Origin of the sequence: Bacteroides sp. GM023 (assembly GCF_014750685.1) — a bacterium.
In the GTDB taxonomy this organism is placed as follows: domain Bacteria; phylum Bacteroidota; class Bacteroidia; order Bacteroidales; family Bacteroidaceae; genus Bacteroides.
This window is the reverse complement of record NZ_JAAXGE010000003.1, coordinates 421,195-436,214: the sequence shown is the minus strand read 5'-3', so window position 1 is coordinate 436,214 and position 15,020 is coordinate 421,195. Positions and strand designations below refer to the sequence as shown.

Genomic DNA, 15,020 nt, shown 5'->3' with positions numbered 1-15,020 from the left:
TACTCAATTTATTTATGTATAAGGGTATCCTTCAATTAGGATACCCTATTTTATTGCTAATACATTCTACAAGCAAGATTCAGGTTATTTAAAGCGGGAAGTATCCACGTCTTCTCTTTTCTTCTCTTTATATCCGCCGAATTTATAGCTGAAGGAAACGCCAAACTCACGCGTAGTTCTCATATAGTGGTTCTTCACGTTCTGATTGCCGAAACGGATGCGTGTGGAAATGGTAGAGGTATTGAATATATCATCGCATTTCAGCGTCAGTTGTGCTTTACCTTTGGCAAAGGTATAACGCAGTGCCGTATTCAGGTTTCCCGAACGGGGAAGGTCGAATGTTCCCTGTATCATTCTGTTTTGATAAAAGCCGGTCAGGGTTAGTTTCAAATCCGGTTTGGTGGAGAGGGTGAAGGTGTTGTTCATGGTCAGTACGAATGTATAGAGTTTACGGTCGAACGGGATGTCCCAAAAATCACTGTCCTTTTGGTGATAACGAAGTCCAACTGCCGTCAGGCGGGAATCCAGCCATTTCTTTATTTTAAACGGGACGACCATCATAATGCCCGCCTGTTCCGAAAAATCGAAGTTGAAGAATTTATAGATTTCTACCAAGCGGTCGGGAGATTGATAGAGAGTCTGCATTTCATTATTTTTCGTATAGCTGTAATAGGCGGAAAAGACGTATTTGCCCTTTAAGATATAGCTAAGTGTCGTCTCATAATTCGCGGCGGGTTTGAGCAGGGGGTTGCCCTGGATTTCGGAATAGGCGCCCATATAAGAGGTGGAGTTCTGTACGCTCCAATATTCGGGGTATTCCTTATCGCTGCTTAATGAAAGTTGCAGCATATGCCCGGCGGCGGGTGTATAAGTAAAGTTGGCAACCGGGTAGAAGCTCCATTCGTTCCAAATGTCCGTATGATATTGCTCGGCTGCTAAAGAAATATCCGCTGAGAATTTCTGCCCGAAGCTTTTGCTCAGGCCGGCGTAGAAGTTCAGGGTTTGCTCGCAGCGGCGGGACTGCATGTTATTGTCCGGTAGCAGGGTTTCTGTTTCGGGGTCGTAGTATCTTTGGAAGCTATGGTCTAAGGCGGTCGTGTATGCCATGCCATAGTTCAAGCCCCAGTCTTTGCCTAAGGAATGTTCTTGTCCGGCATAGAAACGCCATTGGTTGATTCGCTGATTATCCCGGCTTAGGAAGTTCATGGTTTCGTTTCCCAGGGTGCTGTATAGAAGTTGGCTGCCGGGAGAACGATAATAGGTAAATTCCACACCGGCTTTCAGGCCGAACGGGGTTTGATAGTCGAGTTTTGTGTTATGGAGCTGATTGTCCGCGTGCGAGTTTGTCAATGAGTTTTGTGCACCGGTCACTGTGGCATTGTGTTTGGAGTCTGTAAAGGCTGTTGTATAGACAAGGCTTAGCAGATGTTGGTCTGTAAAGGCATAATCCATTCCGAGACGTATCTGATGGCTGTTGTTGCGGGAGATTGTGTTTTCATACATATCCATCTGATGCGTTGAACCATCGGCAAGCGTGTGAAGCGCTTCTTTATCCGTTTCTCTCCGGTCGCGGTCGTAAGAGTAAGAGTAAAGAAGGTCAGCAGAGAATTTATGACCGGAATAAAGAAGGCTTCCACGCTCGGTCAAGGATTCGTAATGGTTTTGATTAAAAGCGGTATAGAGTTCTCCCTGAAGGGAAGGTTCGTGTCCTGTGCCTGAAGTCAGTACCAGGTTTATCATAGCGCCCCGGACTTGGTAACGTGCCGGGGCGGAATACATCACTTCCGCCTTTTCAATTCGGCTGACGGGGATTGATTTCAATAATGCGTTTAATTGTTCGGTAGAGAGGGTAGTCACTTTCCCATTGATAACGACGGTTACTTCCTGACTGCCCAGCATTAGTCCTTCACCCAAGTCCATGACTCCCGGAAGATTTTTCACAGCGTCATAGGCATTGTCTACAGGCAGGTTACCTACCAGTCTCGGAAGGTCATAGACCAGCTTTCCCTGTTCTGCCTTAACGATGGGACGTTCGCCGGTTATCATTACTTCGGGCAGTTCTTTGAATATGCTGTCGACATAAGCTATATTTTTCACGCTATCCACAGGGACTTGCGTTTGCTGTTCCTGCTGTGCTGTTTGTTCCTGCTGTGCTGCTACCGGCATCCATGCGCAGACGCAAAGCGGAAGTAGTAAACAAATTCGTTTCATATCGTATTGTATTTATTTTGGTACTCTGCAAAATACGGCAGAAAAAGCGAGATTTTGCGTTATCGTCCACTTATCTAGTGTTATTTAGTCTTATCAAAGAGAAGAGATATAATTGTTTCCTCTTATCTTTGTGGGTATGAAATTACCATTGAAATATATCGTTATTCTAGTCATTTGCTCGTTAGCGGGTATCTTTGTCTATCAGGCTTATTGGTTGACAGGGCTTTACCGGACTATGAAGCAGGATATGGAGAATACAATCAGGGATGCCATGCGCACGAGTGACTTCAACGAGATAGTGCTCCGGGTGAATGAACTTCAGAAGGACAATGTGGAGCATGGCTCGGTGACGGTGTCTGCCGGATATGGCGCGGACGGTAATTCATTAGTGACAAGTCAGACGATTTCTTATACGGACAGTACTTATAAGGATACTGTACATTCACGGACGGAGACGATAGCCGACACGGTAAAGACGAATACGGAAGGTGACGAAGCCCAGGCAATTGCGTCTAGTGGCAGCGGGCTGGACGTGTTATTGAAGAAACAGGATTCCCTGAAGGAACTGCTGCTTAGCATTCAGCAAGGTATTCATGCGGGAGTAGATACGTATATCGACATTAATCTGCAACGATATGACAGTCTGCTTAACAATGTATTGCGGGAGCATGATATTGAAATTCCGCATCATACTTTATTGATTCATACCGGAAGAAATGCGGATTCCACCGTTATGTATATTGATACCATCGGTATGGCGGGAGACAGCAGCTATATCCCTACCCCACGGGCAATTCGTTACGATTACGACTTTAACATGAGTCGCAGCCAGCGTTACCAACTTGTCTTTGAACCTGTCGATTCACTGGTATGGAAACATATGACGGGAATTCTGACTACTTCTTTTATTATTCTCCTTATTTTGGGATTCTCCTTTTGGTTTCTTATCCGGACGCTACTCCGGCAAAAGACATTGGAAGATATGAAAAGTGATTTTACCAATAATATCACGCATGAGCTGAAAACACCGATTGCGGTGGCATACGCGGCGAATGATGCGTTACTCAATTTTAATCAGGCGGAAGAAAAGACGAAACGAGACCAATATCTGCGTATCAGTCAGGAACAGTTGCAACGTTTGAGTAGTTTGGTGGAGCAGATTTTATCTATGAGTATGGAACGCCGCAAGACTTTCCGCCTGCATCCCGAGGAGGTCAATCTGAAAGAGTTAATCGTTTCGTTGGTAGAACAACATCAACTGAAGGCGGACAAGCCGGTGCAGATAACTTTGGAGATTGAACCGGAAGCACTGACTATCGTAGTAGACCGGACACATTTCAGTAATATTATCAGTAACCTGATAGACAATGCCGTGAAGTATTCGAAAGAGAGAGCCGATATTACCATCCGTTGCCGGCAGACGGAGCAGACGGTTACCATCAGTATTGCTGACCGGGGAATCGGAATTCCTTTGGATAAACAGAAGCATATATTCGATAAGTTTTACCGGGTTCCGACAGGCAACCTTCACAATGTGAAAGGATATGGGCTGGGACTCTTCTATGTGAGAAGCATGGTGGAGAAACACGGTGGAACGATTACCGTAAAAAGTGAACCGGGAAAAGGAAGTATATTTACCATCACTCTATAAAATACACTTGAACTCTATAAAACACTTGAGTCATGAGCAAAAACGAAATTAAAGTACTGTTGGTAGAAGACGAGCTGACTCTCGCCATGATTATTAAAGATACGCTTGAAGACAGTGGTTTTACTATCCATACAGCCGCCGATGGCGAGGAAGGTTTGCGCCTTTTCTTCGAACTCCGACCGGATGTATTGGTGGCTGATGTAATGATGCCCAAAATGGATGGTTTCGAAATGGTGCGCAGGATTCGTCAGACGGACAAGCAGACTCCTGTCCTGTTCCTCACTGCCCGCTCGGGTATCAATGATGTGGTGGAAGGATTTGAGCTCGGTGCCAATGATTATCTGAAGAAGCCTTTCAGCATGCAGGAGTTGATTATCCGTATTAAGGCACTTATGGGGAAAGCGTTCCTTTTCTCTGAAAATAAAACTTCCAATCGTTTCGAGATTGGGAGTTATCTGTTCGACCCCATAGCACAGACATTGCTGCATGCCGGAGTGAAACAGGAACTCTCCCATCGTGAATCGGAGATTTTGAAACGGTTATGTGAGAATCGTAACCTGGTAGTCAACACGCAGGATGTATTGCTCGAACTTTGGGGAGATGACAGTTTCTTCAATTCCCGGAGCCTGCATGTGTTTATCACGAAATTACGGCATAAGCTCTCGTCGGACGAACAGATTCGTATCGTAAATGTACGGGGAATCGGATATAAATTGATTGCTACTTAAACTGGCATATAAATAGCCACTTAAGCTGGCATACAAATAATGTCAGCATGTTTTAAGGAGTTTTTCTCTAAGAAAATATAACGAAGGTGGGTAGTCAGGCTGAAAATTTCTATCTTTGTCGTAAATCAACCTTTACGAAGATGAAAAAACTGATTCTATTTCTTTCGCTGGCATTATCAGTCGGTTTTGCATCCGCACAGTCGGAAATTCCTTCCGATAGTATTCGTCGTGCCCCGTCAGCCAATGTAAAAGAGTTTGGCGGTTTCTTGCTGGATATGGGATTGATGAATGTCACTGCTCCCCAACTGCCTAAGTTTGATTTGAGTATGCCTGATTTAAGTAAAGACTACAATCAAATATTCCGTTTCAATACGGATGCGACCTATACACAGGGATTTACGGATGCTTTTTCTTCTTCTTTTTCCGGTTTCGGATATGGATATGGTTGGGGATTGTCTTCTTCTCCGCAATTTATGCAGATGGGCTCTTTCAAGCTGAAAAACGGAATGAGAATCAATACGTATGGAGATTATGATAAAGACGGTTGGAGAGTTCCCAACCGGAGCGCCATGCCTTGGGAAAAGAATAATTTCCGGGGGGCATTCGAACTAAAATCCGCTAACGGTAATTTCGGTATACGGATTGAAGTGCAGCAGGGGCGCAATGTCCCCTACTAAAATAAAAAGGAATCGATAATCCTAAGGGAATCGACTACTGGAAAAAATCAACGAGAGTTCCTTAGGAAAGCTTCGTCCGCAGCCCGCATTGAATCGGCTACACGGTCACACCATGAATCAAATTCCAAATCAGGTGTTTGAGATTCAGGATGAGTAAGCATATAGTGTACGGATTGCCTCAGACCGTCTGCCATGGAAATATGGCAACTAAAATCAGGTACGAGACGTTTTATCTTCGAATTATCAAAGACAACGGTAGTTGCCTTGTCTCCCAGCAGTTCACCTCTGAAATCATAGTTTTCTCCATGTTTGGCAAGGAAGTCGGAAGCAACGTGCAATGCGTTCAGGTTTTTTCCCAAAGCATCGGCAATCGTTTGATAAATCTGATTCCAGGTCATGCTTTCATCCGTAGTGATATGAAAGGCATTTCCTATGGCATGGGGATTCGCCATCAGCCCCACGTATCCTTTGGCAAAATCTTTAGAGTGTGTCAATGTCCACAATGAAGTTCCGTCGCCGGGGATAATGACCGGTTTCCCGTCAAGGATACGTTTTAGGATTTGCCAGTTCCCTTTGTTTCCATGTACGCTGACAGGTGGTTTTGTACCATTATAGGTGTGGCTGGGACGGACAATAGTCACCGGGAATCCATCTGCGCGGCAGGCTGCCATTAGTACTTCTTCCGCTTCTATCTTATGCCGGGAGTATTGCCAGTAAGGATTTATCAAAGGGGTGCTCTCCGTTATGCGATAATCAGCCACTGGTTTCTGATAGGCGGAAGCGCTGCTGATAAAGATATATTGCCTGGTTTTATTCTGAAACAGGCGAATGTCACGCTTCACATCTTCTGCCGTATAGGCTATGAATTGGGCAACTACGTCGTAGCTTTCATTTGCGATGGCTTTTGCCACAGCGTCTTCGTCGTTTATATCAGCAAGGATGCTGCGGATTCCTTCCGGCATCTTTTTCGAACCGCGATTGAGAAGGGTAATCTCCCACCCTCTTTGTTGTGCCAATGCAACGACATCGGTACTGATTGTACCTGTTCCACCAATGAATAATGCTTTCATAAAATAGGTCTTTAAATTCTGTGGAACAAATATATCAATTCTATGGTTTATTTCCTTCAATCGTTGGTATTAATTTGCTTGCGTATGTCTTTTATTCAGGGGAAACAATCTGCCCATAAAGTCATGTAGTATACAAATTACTGATTCTTGTACCCTTATTACTGATTTGAATATCAGAATGAAAAAGATATATCGAAATGTTTTATCTTTGCGAAAGAAGATAAATAACAAGGCACTATGGATGAAATAACTAAAATTGAGACTATTGACCAGTACGACCAACTGTTTGGACTGGAAACGCTGCACCCGTTAGTTAATGTGATTGAATTCGCGAAGTCCACAAGGACGGTTGAATACATCCGCATGAATATCGGATTTTATTGTTTATTTCTGAAGGAAGCGAAATGCGGTGACCTTAGATATGGTCGCAAATATTACGATTATCAGGAAGGGACAGTGGTGTGCATGGCTCCCGGACAGGTTACTGGAATAGACAACCGCAATAGAACTGCATCCCGTACAAATTCTATCGGCGTTTTATTCCATCCCGATTTAATCCGGGGAACGTCATTGGGACAGACAATTAAAAACTATACTTTTTTCTCTTATGAAGTGAACGAAGCACTTCATCTCTCCGACCAGGAAAGAGAAATCGTAACCGACTGTATCCATAAGATAAAACTGGAACTGGAGCATCCTATCGACAAGCATAGCAAGCAGCTTATCGTCCGTAACATTGAGTTGTTACTTGATTACTGTATGCGTTTCTACGAACGTCAGTTCATCACACGTAATCAGGAGAATAAAGATATAATCGTGAAATTCGAGCAACTGCTGGATGAATATTTCCTGAGTCAGCATGCGCTGACAGAAGGGTTGCCTTCCGTGAAATACTTTGCCGACAAAGCTTGTCTTTCTCCTAATTATTTCGGTGACCTGATTAAAAAGGAAACAGGAAAAACTGCGCAAGAATATATCCAGTGCCGGATTATAGAGCTTGCCAAGGAACGAATACTGGAAGGAAATCAAACCGTCAGCCAGGTGGCTTATGAATTGGGATTCCAGTATCCGCAGCACTTCAGCCGATTGTTTAAAAAGCACGTCGGATGCACACCAAACGAATATAAACAAAATAACTAAAACATCGTTTTTAGGGTATCAGATATAGGAGATAATTTACGTCATGGGAGATAAAGTACTCAAAATAGGAACCGTACATCAATGTAACTGTTGTTTGGGAAGTAAGACACTACACCCGATGGTGAGTGTCATCGACCTCTCAAAGGCTGACTTGTCACCACACACTGACATCAAGTTCGGATTTTATACGATTCTGTTGAGTGAGTGCAAGTGCGAAGCATATACATACGGTCATCAGTATTATGATTTTTCGGACGGTACTCTTGTCTGCCTTACCCCCGGAGAGTCAATCAGTATAGAAGCAAATAATAAAAGACTTCCTTCCAAAGGATGGATATTGGCATTCCATCCCGACCTTATTCGCGGTACTCCCCTCGGGATGAATATAAAGGACTATACTCTTTTCTCTTATCAGCTCAAGGAAGCACTGCACGTCTCCTTACGTGAGAAGCAGGTAATCCTGGAATTTATGGATAAGATAAATCAGGAGCTGGAACGTTGCATCGACCGTCACAGCAAGAAGATTATCTCTCAATATATCGAGTTATTGCTCGATTATTGTGTACGCTTCTACGAACGCCAGTTTATTACACGCAACGAAGTGAATAAACAAATTATTGAACGATTCGATAAAATCCTCGATAATCATTTTGAGACGAAGCCTGCTCAGACTCTTGATATGCTTTCGAATGAGACATATGCCAATCTCCTTCATTTATCTTCTGAATATTTCAATGATTTATTGAAATATGAAACGGGGAAATCATTTAAAGAGTATGTCCAGTTCAAACGTTTCGAGAAAGCGAAAGAGTGGCTGATAAATACCGATAAGCCGCTTAGTCAGATAACACAAGAGCTTGGGTTTCAGAATCTGCAATATTTCAGCAGGCTATTTAAGAAGATTACCGGGTGTTCACCGAATGATTTTAGAATGCCTAATTAAAAAAAGTGTTTAATAAGAATAGAATTGGAAGTTCAAATTCTTAATCTATGTTATGAAACATACTTTTTTTCTTGGATTATTTGCAGATATCGCAAAAGTACGTACCTTTGCAATGTGTTTTTCATAGTATTAGATTTAAGGTTAACAAAGGTTGGAGCAAGGCGTTGCTCCTTTTTTTATGCCCAATAGTGAGAAATCCGCTAATTTTCAGTAACTTTGCATAAAGAGGGATGTATAAAATCTAATTTCTCTCGATTAGTAAATCAAAAAGTTCTCTTTTTACGTTATATATAAAAAGAAAAATTTAACCCCCGTAGAATCATGGAGACAACGCACAAATATTTTCGACTGATACAATCAGTTATCTTCATACTACTTCTTTCCTTCAGCATGAGTTCGTGTGAGAAAGAAGAACCTGTTTCCACACCCCCGAGTACAAGACAAACAGAGCTTCCGGACGATAAATTAGCTGATTTCAATATTAGCGATCCGATCATACGTCCGGATAACGAACAGACCGTATTCATGTATCTTCCCTGGTCTACCAATCTTACAACTAACTTCAAACAGAATATTAACGACTTGAGAAAAGTAGTCGCAAAGAATGTACTGAAGAATGAACGAGTTATCGTGTTCATGTGTACCACACCGACAGAAGCAGCTCTTTTCGAACTTGTCTATAAGGATGAAAAGGAAGTAGAAAGAAAGAACTATAAAAATTATGAGTATCCAAATCCTGAATATACAACAGTAGAAGGTATTGCCTCTATTCTGAACGATGTTAAAACCTATGCTCCTGCCAAACGATATTCAATGATTATCGGATGTCACGGAATGGGATGGATACCCGTATCAAATACTCAATCCCGCAGTAGATTCAGTGCTACCAAGAGACATTGGGAATATGAGAATGTGCCTATGACACGTTTATTCGGCGGGACATCTCCCGAATATCAGACGGATATAACTACGCTTGCCGAAGGAATAACCCGTGTCGGCCTGAAAATGGAATATATACTTTTTGATGATTGCTATATGTCGGGCGTAGAGGTAGCTTATGACCTCAAGGACGTAACAGAGCATTTAATTGCATCTACCAGTGAGGTGATGGCGTATGGAATGCCTTACGCAGAGATTGGAGAGTATTTGATAGGCAAAGTCAATTACGAGAAGATTTGTGAAGGATTCCATTCTTTTTATTCAAATTATACAGCAATGCCGTGCGGTACACTTGCTGTTACTGATTGCTCGGAATTGGAAAATCTGGCAGCCATAATGAAAGACATTAATAGTCAATATACATTTGACCCGACATCAATCAGTTCTTTACAAAGACTGGACGGCTATTCGCCTGTTATATTCTTCGATTGCGAAGACTATGTTTCAAAGTTGTGTCCTGACCAGGGATTATTAGCCCAATTTAAAGAACAGTTGGATAAGACTGTTCCATTCAAAAGAAATACAGATTATTACTATACAATGACTAGAGGAAAAATAAAAATAGATACTTTCTCGGGTATTACTATTTCCGACCCGAGTACCAGTACGGAAGCTGCTAAAAAGAAAGAGACAGCCTGGTATATGGCTACACATTGAAGAGGCAGGGAACTGTCAGAATAAATGCCATCACTCTGACAGTTTTCGGCAAAATCTCTTAATAAAAATTGAATCGAGAAAACAAATTCTTAATCAATGTTATAAAACATACTTTTTTTCTTGGATTATTTGCAGATGTCGCGAAAGTACGTACCTTTGCAATGTGTTTTTCATAGTATTAGATTTAAGGTTAACAAAGGTTGGAGCAAGGCGTTGCTCCTTTTTTTATGTCCATACGTTACATTTCCGCTGTTCTTCTATTTATATTCGCTCGGAGTAGTCCCATTACAACGCTTAAACACACGATTGAAGTACGGTACATCATTAAACCCGACAGCATAACAAATCTCGGAAACAGACATTTTTTTCTGTTTTAAAAGTTGGCACGCCAATTTTATCCGGTGTTCATTCAGATATGTGACGAAGGTCTGTCCCGTTGCTTTCTTGAAGAAAACACAAAAAGACGCCCGATTCATACCTACATGCCGCGCCACATCATCAAGAGTTATATTCCGTTTTGCGTTACAGACAACGTATGTTTGAATCTGCTTCATCCGTTCTTTATCTTTATCAATCTTCCGATACTTACCGACAACCTGTATTCCGTCACCTTCTCCAATCAGAATAATTAGTTTTATAATAGATGCGATACGCTCTGCGGCGTTCTGTCTGCACATCTCCTTCAATATACTAATCATCGCACCGGACTTTTCTTTTGTAAACTTAACAGCATTCGTATTCTTCCTGAAACGGTCTGTATATTCACTTAATTCTCCAAAGGAGGAGGCACAGTTATTCAGAAAAGTATTCTCAACTATCAAAGTGATATTTTCTATTTTACCTTCGGCATCTGTAACCTTGTTGTCAAAATACCAGCAATGTGGTATTCCAGGCGGTACAAGTACAACCTCTCCACTGGTAAAAGGCTCCGTCATATCCCCTATCGTTCGTATTCCGGCACCGGTTATTACATGAGAGAGTTCCCAGGTGGGATGCTGATGCAAACCAATCTGCTCGTCAGGTGCAAGATGGACACTATCAAAAGTATATGAATGTTTTTCAGTCTGCGACATTGGACTATATTTAAAATATAAAGAGTTATATATTCTTTTTCCTCTCTAAAATGCAAATATAAGACTATTCTAATAAACAATAGGGCAAATGTTATATAAGATTGCGGTGTATTTTTGCGCCGTCTTTAATATGAAATATAGAATACCACCACAAGAAAAACTTTTTATTCTTTATGCAACACAGTAATTATCTAGCATCCAAGCCGCGATATGAAATCTTAGACGGATTGCGCGGCGTAGCTTCAATGATGGTAGTAGCTTACCATCTTTTCGAGACTTACTCTCACGACCCTTTACATCAGATACTGAATCATGGTTATTTGGCTGTCGATTTCTTTTTTGTCCTCTCCGGATTTGTTATCGGCTATGCCTATGATGACCGCTGGAACAAAATGACACTGAAAGATTTCTTCAAACGCCGGCTTGTACGTCTTCATCCGATGGTAATCATGGGGACATTGCTCGGAGCTTTGCTCTTTTATTTCGGCGACTGTTCCGCATTTCCGCTTATCAGTGAAACACCTTGGTGGAAGATGCTCATCTTGTTCCTTTTAGGTTGTACCATGCTTCCGGCAATCACTTCATGGGATATACGTGGATGGGCGGAAACAAATTCATTGAACGGGCCTACATGGTCATTGATGCTCGAATATATCGCAAATATCCTCTATGCACTATTTATCCGGCATTTTTCAAAAACACTTCTTACCATCTTTGTGATAGGAACTGCCTTTCTGACAATCGACCTGACGATGAACCTAGATGTATTCAACATATTCTCTGCCAATAGAAGTGCGGCTTACACAGTCATAGGCGGTTGGAGCATCACTCCCGACCAAATATACATAGGTATCAGCCGGTTACTTTATCCATTCTTCATGGGATTGTTATTGTCACGAATCAATAAACTCATCAAGATTAAAAGAGGATTTTGGTGGTGTTCGGTGCTTATTATTGTAATGTTGGCAATGCCCCGTCTGGGAGGTCAGGAAAATATGTGGATGAATGGAGCCTACGAAGCATTCTGCATACTTCTCATATGCCCGTTGATTGTAGCTATGGGGGCAGGAAGTGATATAAAAGGCAAAAAATCCGTAGCTATCTGCACTTTCCTTGGAGAGATTTCATATCCGCTCTATATCACGCACTTCCCACTGATTTATATGCAAATAGCTTGGGCAAACAGCCATCCGGATGCTCCTCTCGGCACAATTATTTGTCTTAGCGTTTCTATCTTCATCCTCTCCATAGGTTTGGCTTACGCCAGTCTTAAACTTTATGACATACCTGTGCGCGAGTGGTTAAGAAAACATTGGCTAATGAAATAATATAAAGTCCAAATAAAAGGGAAGCCGTCTATTGTCATCCAATACTGATTGACAATAGACGGCTTTTTTCTCGTTCCTGCAATGATTTTCTCTATTCCTCTTTTCATTGGCATTATCCTTTAATCACTGCCATCGGAGTCAGTTCCACCAATGGTTTCACCAAATCCCGTTCATTGGCTATCACCTGGTCAATATCTTTATAAGCTCCCGGCGCTTCGTCAAGACCATCCTGCGTACGCAGTCCGTGAATGATACCTTGCTGATTCATTCGTTCCGTTTCTTCTTCCAGTGACAAACGACGACAGGCATCTTTTCTTCCCATCAATCGGCCTGCACCGTGCGAGCAACTCTTGAAGCTCTCCGGATTACCCAAACCTTCGACAATATAAGACTTAGTGCCCATAGAACCGGGAATAATACCAATCTCGCCTTCATAAGCCCGTGTCGCTCCTTTTCGGTGTACAATCACGTCGTGCTCAAAATGATTTTCCCAGGCTGCATAGTTATGGGCAATGTTAATCATCGGTTCAAAGTCCGTATCCGGTTTCACTGCCTGAATGGATTCACAGATACGTGTCATCATCAACTGACGGTTGGCAAAGGCGAAAGCCACACAGAAATTCATTTCATGGAAATAATCTTTTGCCATCTGCGTCTCCATAGGCAGATAAGCCAATCCCGGAATCATTTCAGAATACCATTTCTCATTCCAGTATTGCGCTATCTTATTATAATGATTGGCAACCTTCAGACCGACATTTCGGCTTCCCGAATGAATCATCACCCACACATCGGAAGTAGCCGTATCTTTCTGAATTTCTATAAAGTGATTACCACCACCCAACGTACCTATCTGCTTCAAGCAGGCTTCGTATTGATTCTTCACAATCGGCATTTCTTCAAAATCAAATCCTTGGGGAAGCAGTTCTTTATCCTGCTTTTTATTCTGATGGTCGAATCCCAAAGGAATAACTTTACGAATCTCTGACATAATGGAAGTCAAATCCGTATAACTGAAATCCTCTGCTTTACGATTTGTCTTAATCGCACACATTCCGCATCCGATATCCACTCCCACAGCATTGGGAACAATTACTCCTTTCGTAGCCAATACACCGCCTATGGGCATTCCTTTTCCCGCATGCGCATCGGGCATAATAGCAATATGCTTGAATGCGAAAGGAAGTGAAGTCAAATCGCGGATTTGCGATAGACAGGAATCTTCTACTTCACTCAACCACAACTTGGCGGGTACACGTGTTCCCATAATTACTTTTTCCATACTTTTTTCTTTTATCAATTCATGTAAATCTTGTTATCGGGTGCAAAGTAAAAAGGGAAGTACGAAATCTATTTGCGCAATAGAATTTATTTTCTACTTTTGTGGATGTATCAAAAATAACAGCCCCTAATTTCTTATAAAAGGACTCATGAAAAATATACTGATTATCGGCGCTAACGGGTTTACCGGACGCCAGTTATTGAATGATTTGTCTGCTCATAAACAATATAACGTCACCGGATGCTCCCTGCACCCGGATATTCTTCCCACTCCGGACAAGGCTGGAAGCTATCATTTCATTGAAACTGATATACGGGACGCGGCGGCTGTGAAAGACCTTTTCAAAGAAGTTCATCCCGATGTAGTCGTTAACTGTTCTGCTCTGTCCGTCCCCGATTATTGCGAGACGCACCACGAAGAAGCCTGTCTTACCAATGTTACAGCAGTAGAGCAACTGGCACATCTCTGTGAGGAATACAAAAGCCGCTTCATCCATCTATCTACCGATTTCGTCTTTGACGGAAAGATGAATGAGCGTACCGGACAATTATATACGGAAGAAGACGTTCCCGCTCCCGTTAATTATTACGGATTTACCAAATGGAAAGGCGAAGAAAAGGTTGCCGGGATTTGTAGCAACTACGCAATAGCTCGGGTGGAAATTGTTTATGGCAAAGCCTTGCCAGGTCAGCATGGAAATATCGTCCAATTAGTGATGAACCGTTTGAAAGCCGGACAAGAAATTCGCGTTGTATCCAATCAATGGCGAACCCCGACTTATGTCGGAGACGTATCGAACGGAATACAACTCCTGATAGAAAATACGACCAACGGAATATTTCATATTTGTGGGGATGAATGTATGACCATCGCCGAGATTGCTTATCAGGTAGCAGACTATATGAATCTCGACCGTTCGCTTATCCATCCTGCCACTACGGAAGAGATGAAAGAAGCCACTCCCCGTCCCCGTTTCAGCGGAATGAGTATTGAAAAAGCTAAAACGATACTTGGATACGAACCACGAAAGCTAAAAAAGATTCTTTCAGATTGGGAAATTCTATAAGGGAAAGGACACATTACCAACTTATTACAACAGTATTTTCCGACTTCAACCTTTCAAGAATCTATCTTTATTGCATATTTATTTTGAAAATATGCAATAAAGCCTTATCTTTGCACCAAAATTAAAAAAGACCAGTGATGAATCAAATATTACAATTACATACCGCTTCTCCGACTCTTGCAGGGATACCCTCTTTCTGCAACTCTAGTTGCGTGCATGTGCATTGGTTCAGCGGATTCATCTAAATTCACCCAT

Annotated in this window: 12 protein-coding genes; 8 read left to right on the top strand and 4 right to left on the bottom strand. The window is 42.2% G+C overall.

All coding sequences use genetic code 11. The annotated features are described in order from the left end of the window. Positions 1–84: 84 nt before the first annotated feature. Positions 85–2,211: an outer membrane beta-barrel family protein gene (locus HC965_RS08360; protein ID WP_191031064.1), complete on the bottom strand. Its 2,127-nt coding sequence runs from the start codon at positions 2,209–2,211 to the stop codon at positions 85–87. A 136-nt stretch (positions 2,212–2,347) separates the two neighbouring features. Here HC965_RS08360 and HC965_RS08355 point away from each other — a divergent pair, with 136 nt between their 5' ends. The 3 genes from HC965_RS08355 to HC965_RS08345 all read left to right on the top strand — a co-directional run bounded on the left by HC965_RS08355 (position 2,348) and on the right by HC965_RS08345 (position 5,267). Continuing rightward, positions 2,348–3,862, top strand: a complete 1,515-nt coding sequence (locus HC965_RS08355) for a sensor histidine kinase KdpD (protein ID WP_191031063.1) — start codon at positions 2,348–2,350, stop codon at positions 3,860–3,862. A gap of 32 nt (positions 3,863–3,894) precedes the next feature. Continuing rightward, the gene (locus tag HC965_RS08350) at positions 3,895–4,590 is read left to right on the top strand and encodes a response regulator transcription factor (protein ID WP_191031062.1); all 696 of its coding nucleotides are present in this window, start codon (positions 3,895–3,897) and stop codon (positions 4,588–4,590) included. A gap of 140 nt (positions 4,591–4,730) precedes the next feature. Next, positions 4,731–5,267 (top strand): occludin, encoded by a 537-nt coding sequence (locus HC965_RS08345; RefSeq protein WP_191031061.1) that lies wholly within the window; start codon positions 4,731–4,733, stop codon positions 5,265–5,267. 47 nt (positions 5,268–5,314) lie between these two features. On the opposite strand, the gene HC965_RS08340 is transcribed toward HC965_RS08345, so the two are convergent. Continuing rightward, positions 5,315–6,337 carry an SDR family oxidoreductase gene (locus HC965_RS08340; RefSeq protein ID WP_191031060.1) on the bottom strand — a complete coding sequence of 341 codons (1,023 nt, stop codon included), beginning with the start codon at positions 6,335–6,337 and terminating at the stop codon, positions 5,315–5,317. Positions 6,338–6,574: 237 nt separating this feature from the next. Between HC965_RS08340 and HC965_RS08335 the strand changes: the two genes are divergently transcribed. The 3 genes from HC965_RS08335 to HC965_RS08325 all read left to right on the top strand — a co-directional run bounded on the left by HC965_RS08335 (position 6,575) and on the right by HC965_RS08325 (position 10,016). Then, on the top strand, positions 6,575–7,477 hold the full coding sequence (locus tag HC965_RS08335; RefSeq protein ID WP_191031059.1) for an AraC family transcriptional regulator: 903 nt from the start codon (positions 6,575–6,577) through the stop codon (positions 7,475–7,477). A 43-nt stretch (positions 7,478–7,520) separates the two neighbouring features. Beyond that, positions 7,521–8,420 carry an AraC family transcriptional regulator gene (locus HC965_RS08330; RefSeq protein WP_191031058.1) on the top strand — a complete coding sequence of 300 codons (900 nt, stop codon included), beginning with the start codon at positions 7,521–7,523 and terminating at the stop codon, positions 8,418–8,420. 321 nt (positions 8,421–8,741) lie between these two features. After that, the gene (locus HC965_RS08325; protein ID WP_191031057.1) at positions 8,742–10,016 is read left to right on the top strand and encodes a clostripain-related cysteine peptidase; all 1,275 of its coding nucleotides are present in this window, start codon (positions 8,742–8,744) and stop codon (positions 10,014–10,016) included. A 257-nt stretch (positions 10,017–10,273) separates the two neighbouring features. On the opposite strand, the gene HC965_RS08320 is transcribed toward HC965_RS08325, so the two are convergent. Continuing rightward, a complete protein-coding gene (locus HC965_RS08320) occupies positions 10,274–11,089 on the bottom strand; it encodes an AraC family transcriptional regulator (RefSeq protein WP_191031056.1) in 816 nt (271 codons plus the stop codon). Between the two features lie 173 nt (positions 11,090–11,262). Here HC965_RS08320 and HC965_RS08315 point away from each other — a divergent pair, with 173 nt between their 5' ends. Continuing rightward, positions 11,263–12,417, top strand: coding sequence for an acyltransferase (locus HC965_RS08315; protein ID WP_191031055.1), 1,155 nt, complete (start codon positions 11,263–11,265; stop codon positions 12,415–12,417). Between the two features lie 112 nt (positions 12,418–12,529). On the opposite strand, the gene HC965_RS08310 is transcribed toward HC965_RS08315, so the two are convergent. Next, complete coding sequence (locus HC965_RS08310) at positions 12,530–13,699, bottom strand: RtcB family protein (protein WP_191031054.1); 1,170 nt, start codon at positions 13,697–13,699, stop codon at positions 12,530–12,532. 148 nt (positions 13,700–13,847) lie between these two features. On the opposite strand from HC965_RS08310, the gene HC965_RS08305 reads away from it, so the two are divergent. Beyond that, positions 13,848–14,765 (top strand): SDR family oxidoreductase, encoded by a 918-nt coding sequence (locus HC965_RS08305; protein WP_191031053.1) that lies wholly within the window; start codon positions 13,848–13,850, stop codon positions 14,763–14,765. Positions 14,766–15,020: the final 255 nt, after the last annotated feature.

What these genes read in the sequence shown, in the direction of transcription:
- HC965_RS08340 (WP_191031060.1), bottom strand. Translation starts at nt 6,337, where the DNA reads ATGAAAGCATTATTCATTGGTGGAACAGGTACAATCAGTACCGATGTC.
- HC965_RS08315 (WP_191031055.1), top strand. Translation starts at nt 11,263, where the DNA reads ATGCAACACAGTAATTATCTAGCATCCAAGCCGCGATATGAAATCTTA.
- HC965_RS08330 (WP_191031058.1), top strand. Translation starts at nt 7,521, where the DNA reads ATGGGAGATAAAGTACTCAAAATAGGAACCGTACATCAATGTAACTGT.
- HC965_RS08335 (WP_191031059.1), top strand. Translation starts at nt 6,575, where the DNA reads ATGGATGAAATAACTAAAATTGAGACTATTGACCAGTACGACCAACTG.
- HC965_RS08305 (WP_191031053.1), top strand. Translation starts at nt 13,848, where the DNA reads ATGAAAAATATACTGATTATCGGCGCTAACGGGTTTACCGGACGCCAG.
- HC965_RS08320 (WP_191031056.1), bottom strand. Translation starts at nt 11,089, where the DNA reads ATGTCGCAGACTGAAAAACATTCATATACTTTTGATAGTGTCCATCTT.
- HC965_RS08360 (WP_191031064.1), bottom strand. Translation starts at nt 2,211, where the DNA reads ATGAAACGAATTTGTTTACTACTTCCGCTTTGCGTCTGCGCATGGATG.
- HC965_RS08345 (WP_191031061.1), top strand. Translation starts at nt 4,731, where the DNA reads ATGAAAAAACTGATTCTATTTCTTTCGCTGGCATTATCAGTCGGTTTT.
- HC965_RS08310 (WP_191031054.1), bottom strand. Translation starts at nt 13,699, where the DNA reads ATGGAAAAAGTAATTATGGGAACACGTGTACCCGCCAAGTTGTGGTTG.
- HC965_RS08325 (WP_191031057.1), top strand. Translation starts at nt 8,742, where the DNA reads ATGGAGACAACGCACAAATATTTTCGACTGATACAATCAGTTATCTTC.
- HC965_RS08350 (WP_191031062.1), top strand. Translation starts at nt 3,895, where the DNA reads ATGAGCAAAAACGAAATTAAAGTACTGTTGGTAGAAGACGAGCTGACT.
- HC965_RS08355 (WP_191031063.1), top strand. Translation starts at nt 2,348, where the DNA reads ATGAAATTACCATTGAAATATATCGTTATTCTAGTCATTTGCTCGTTA.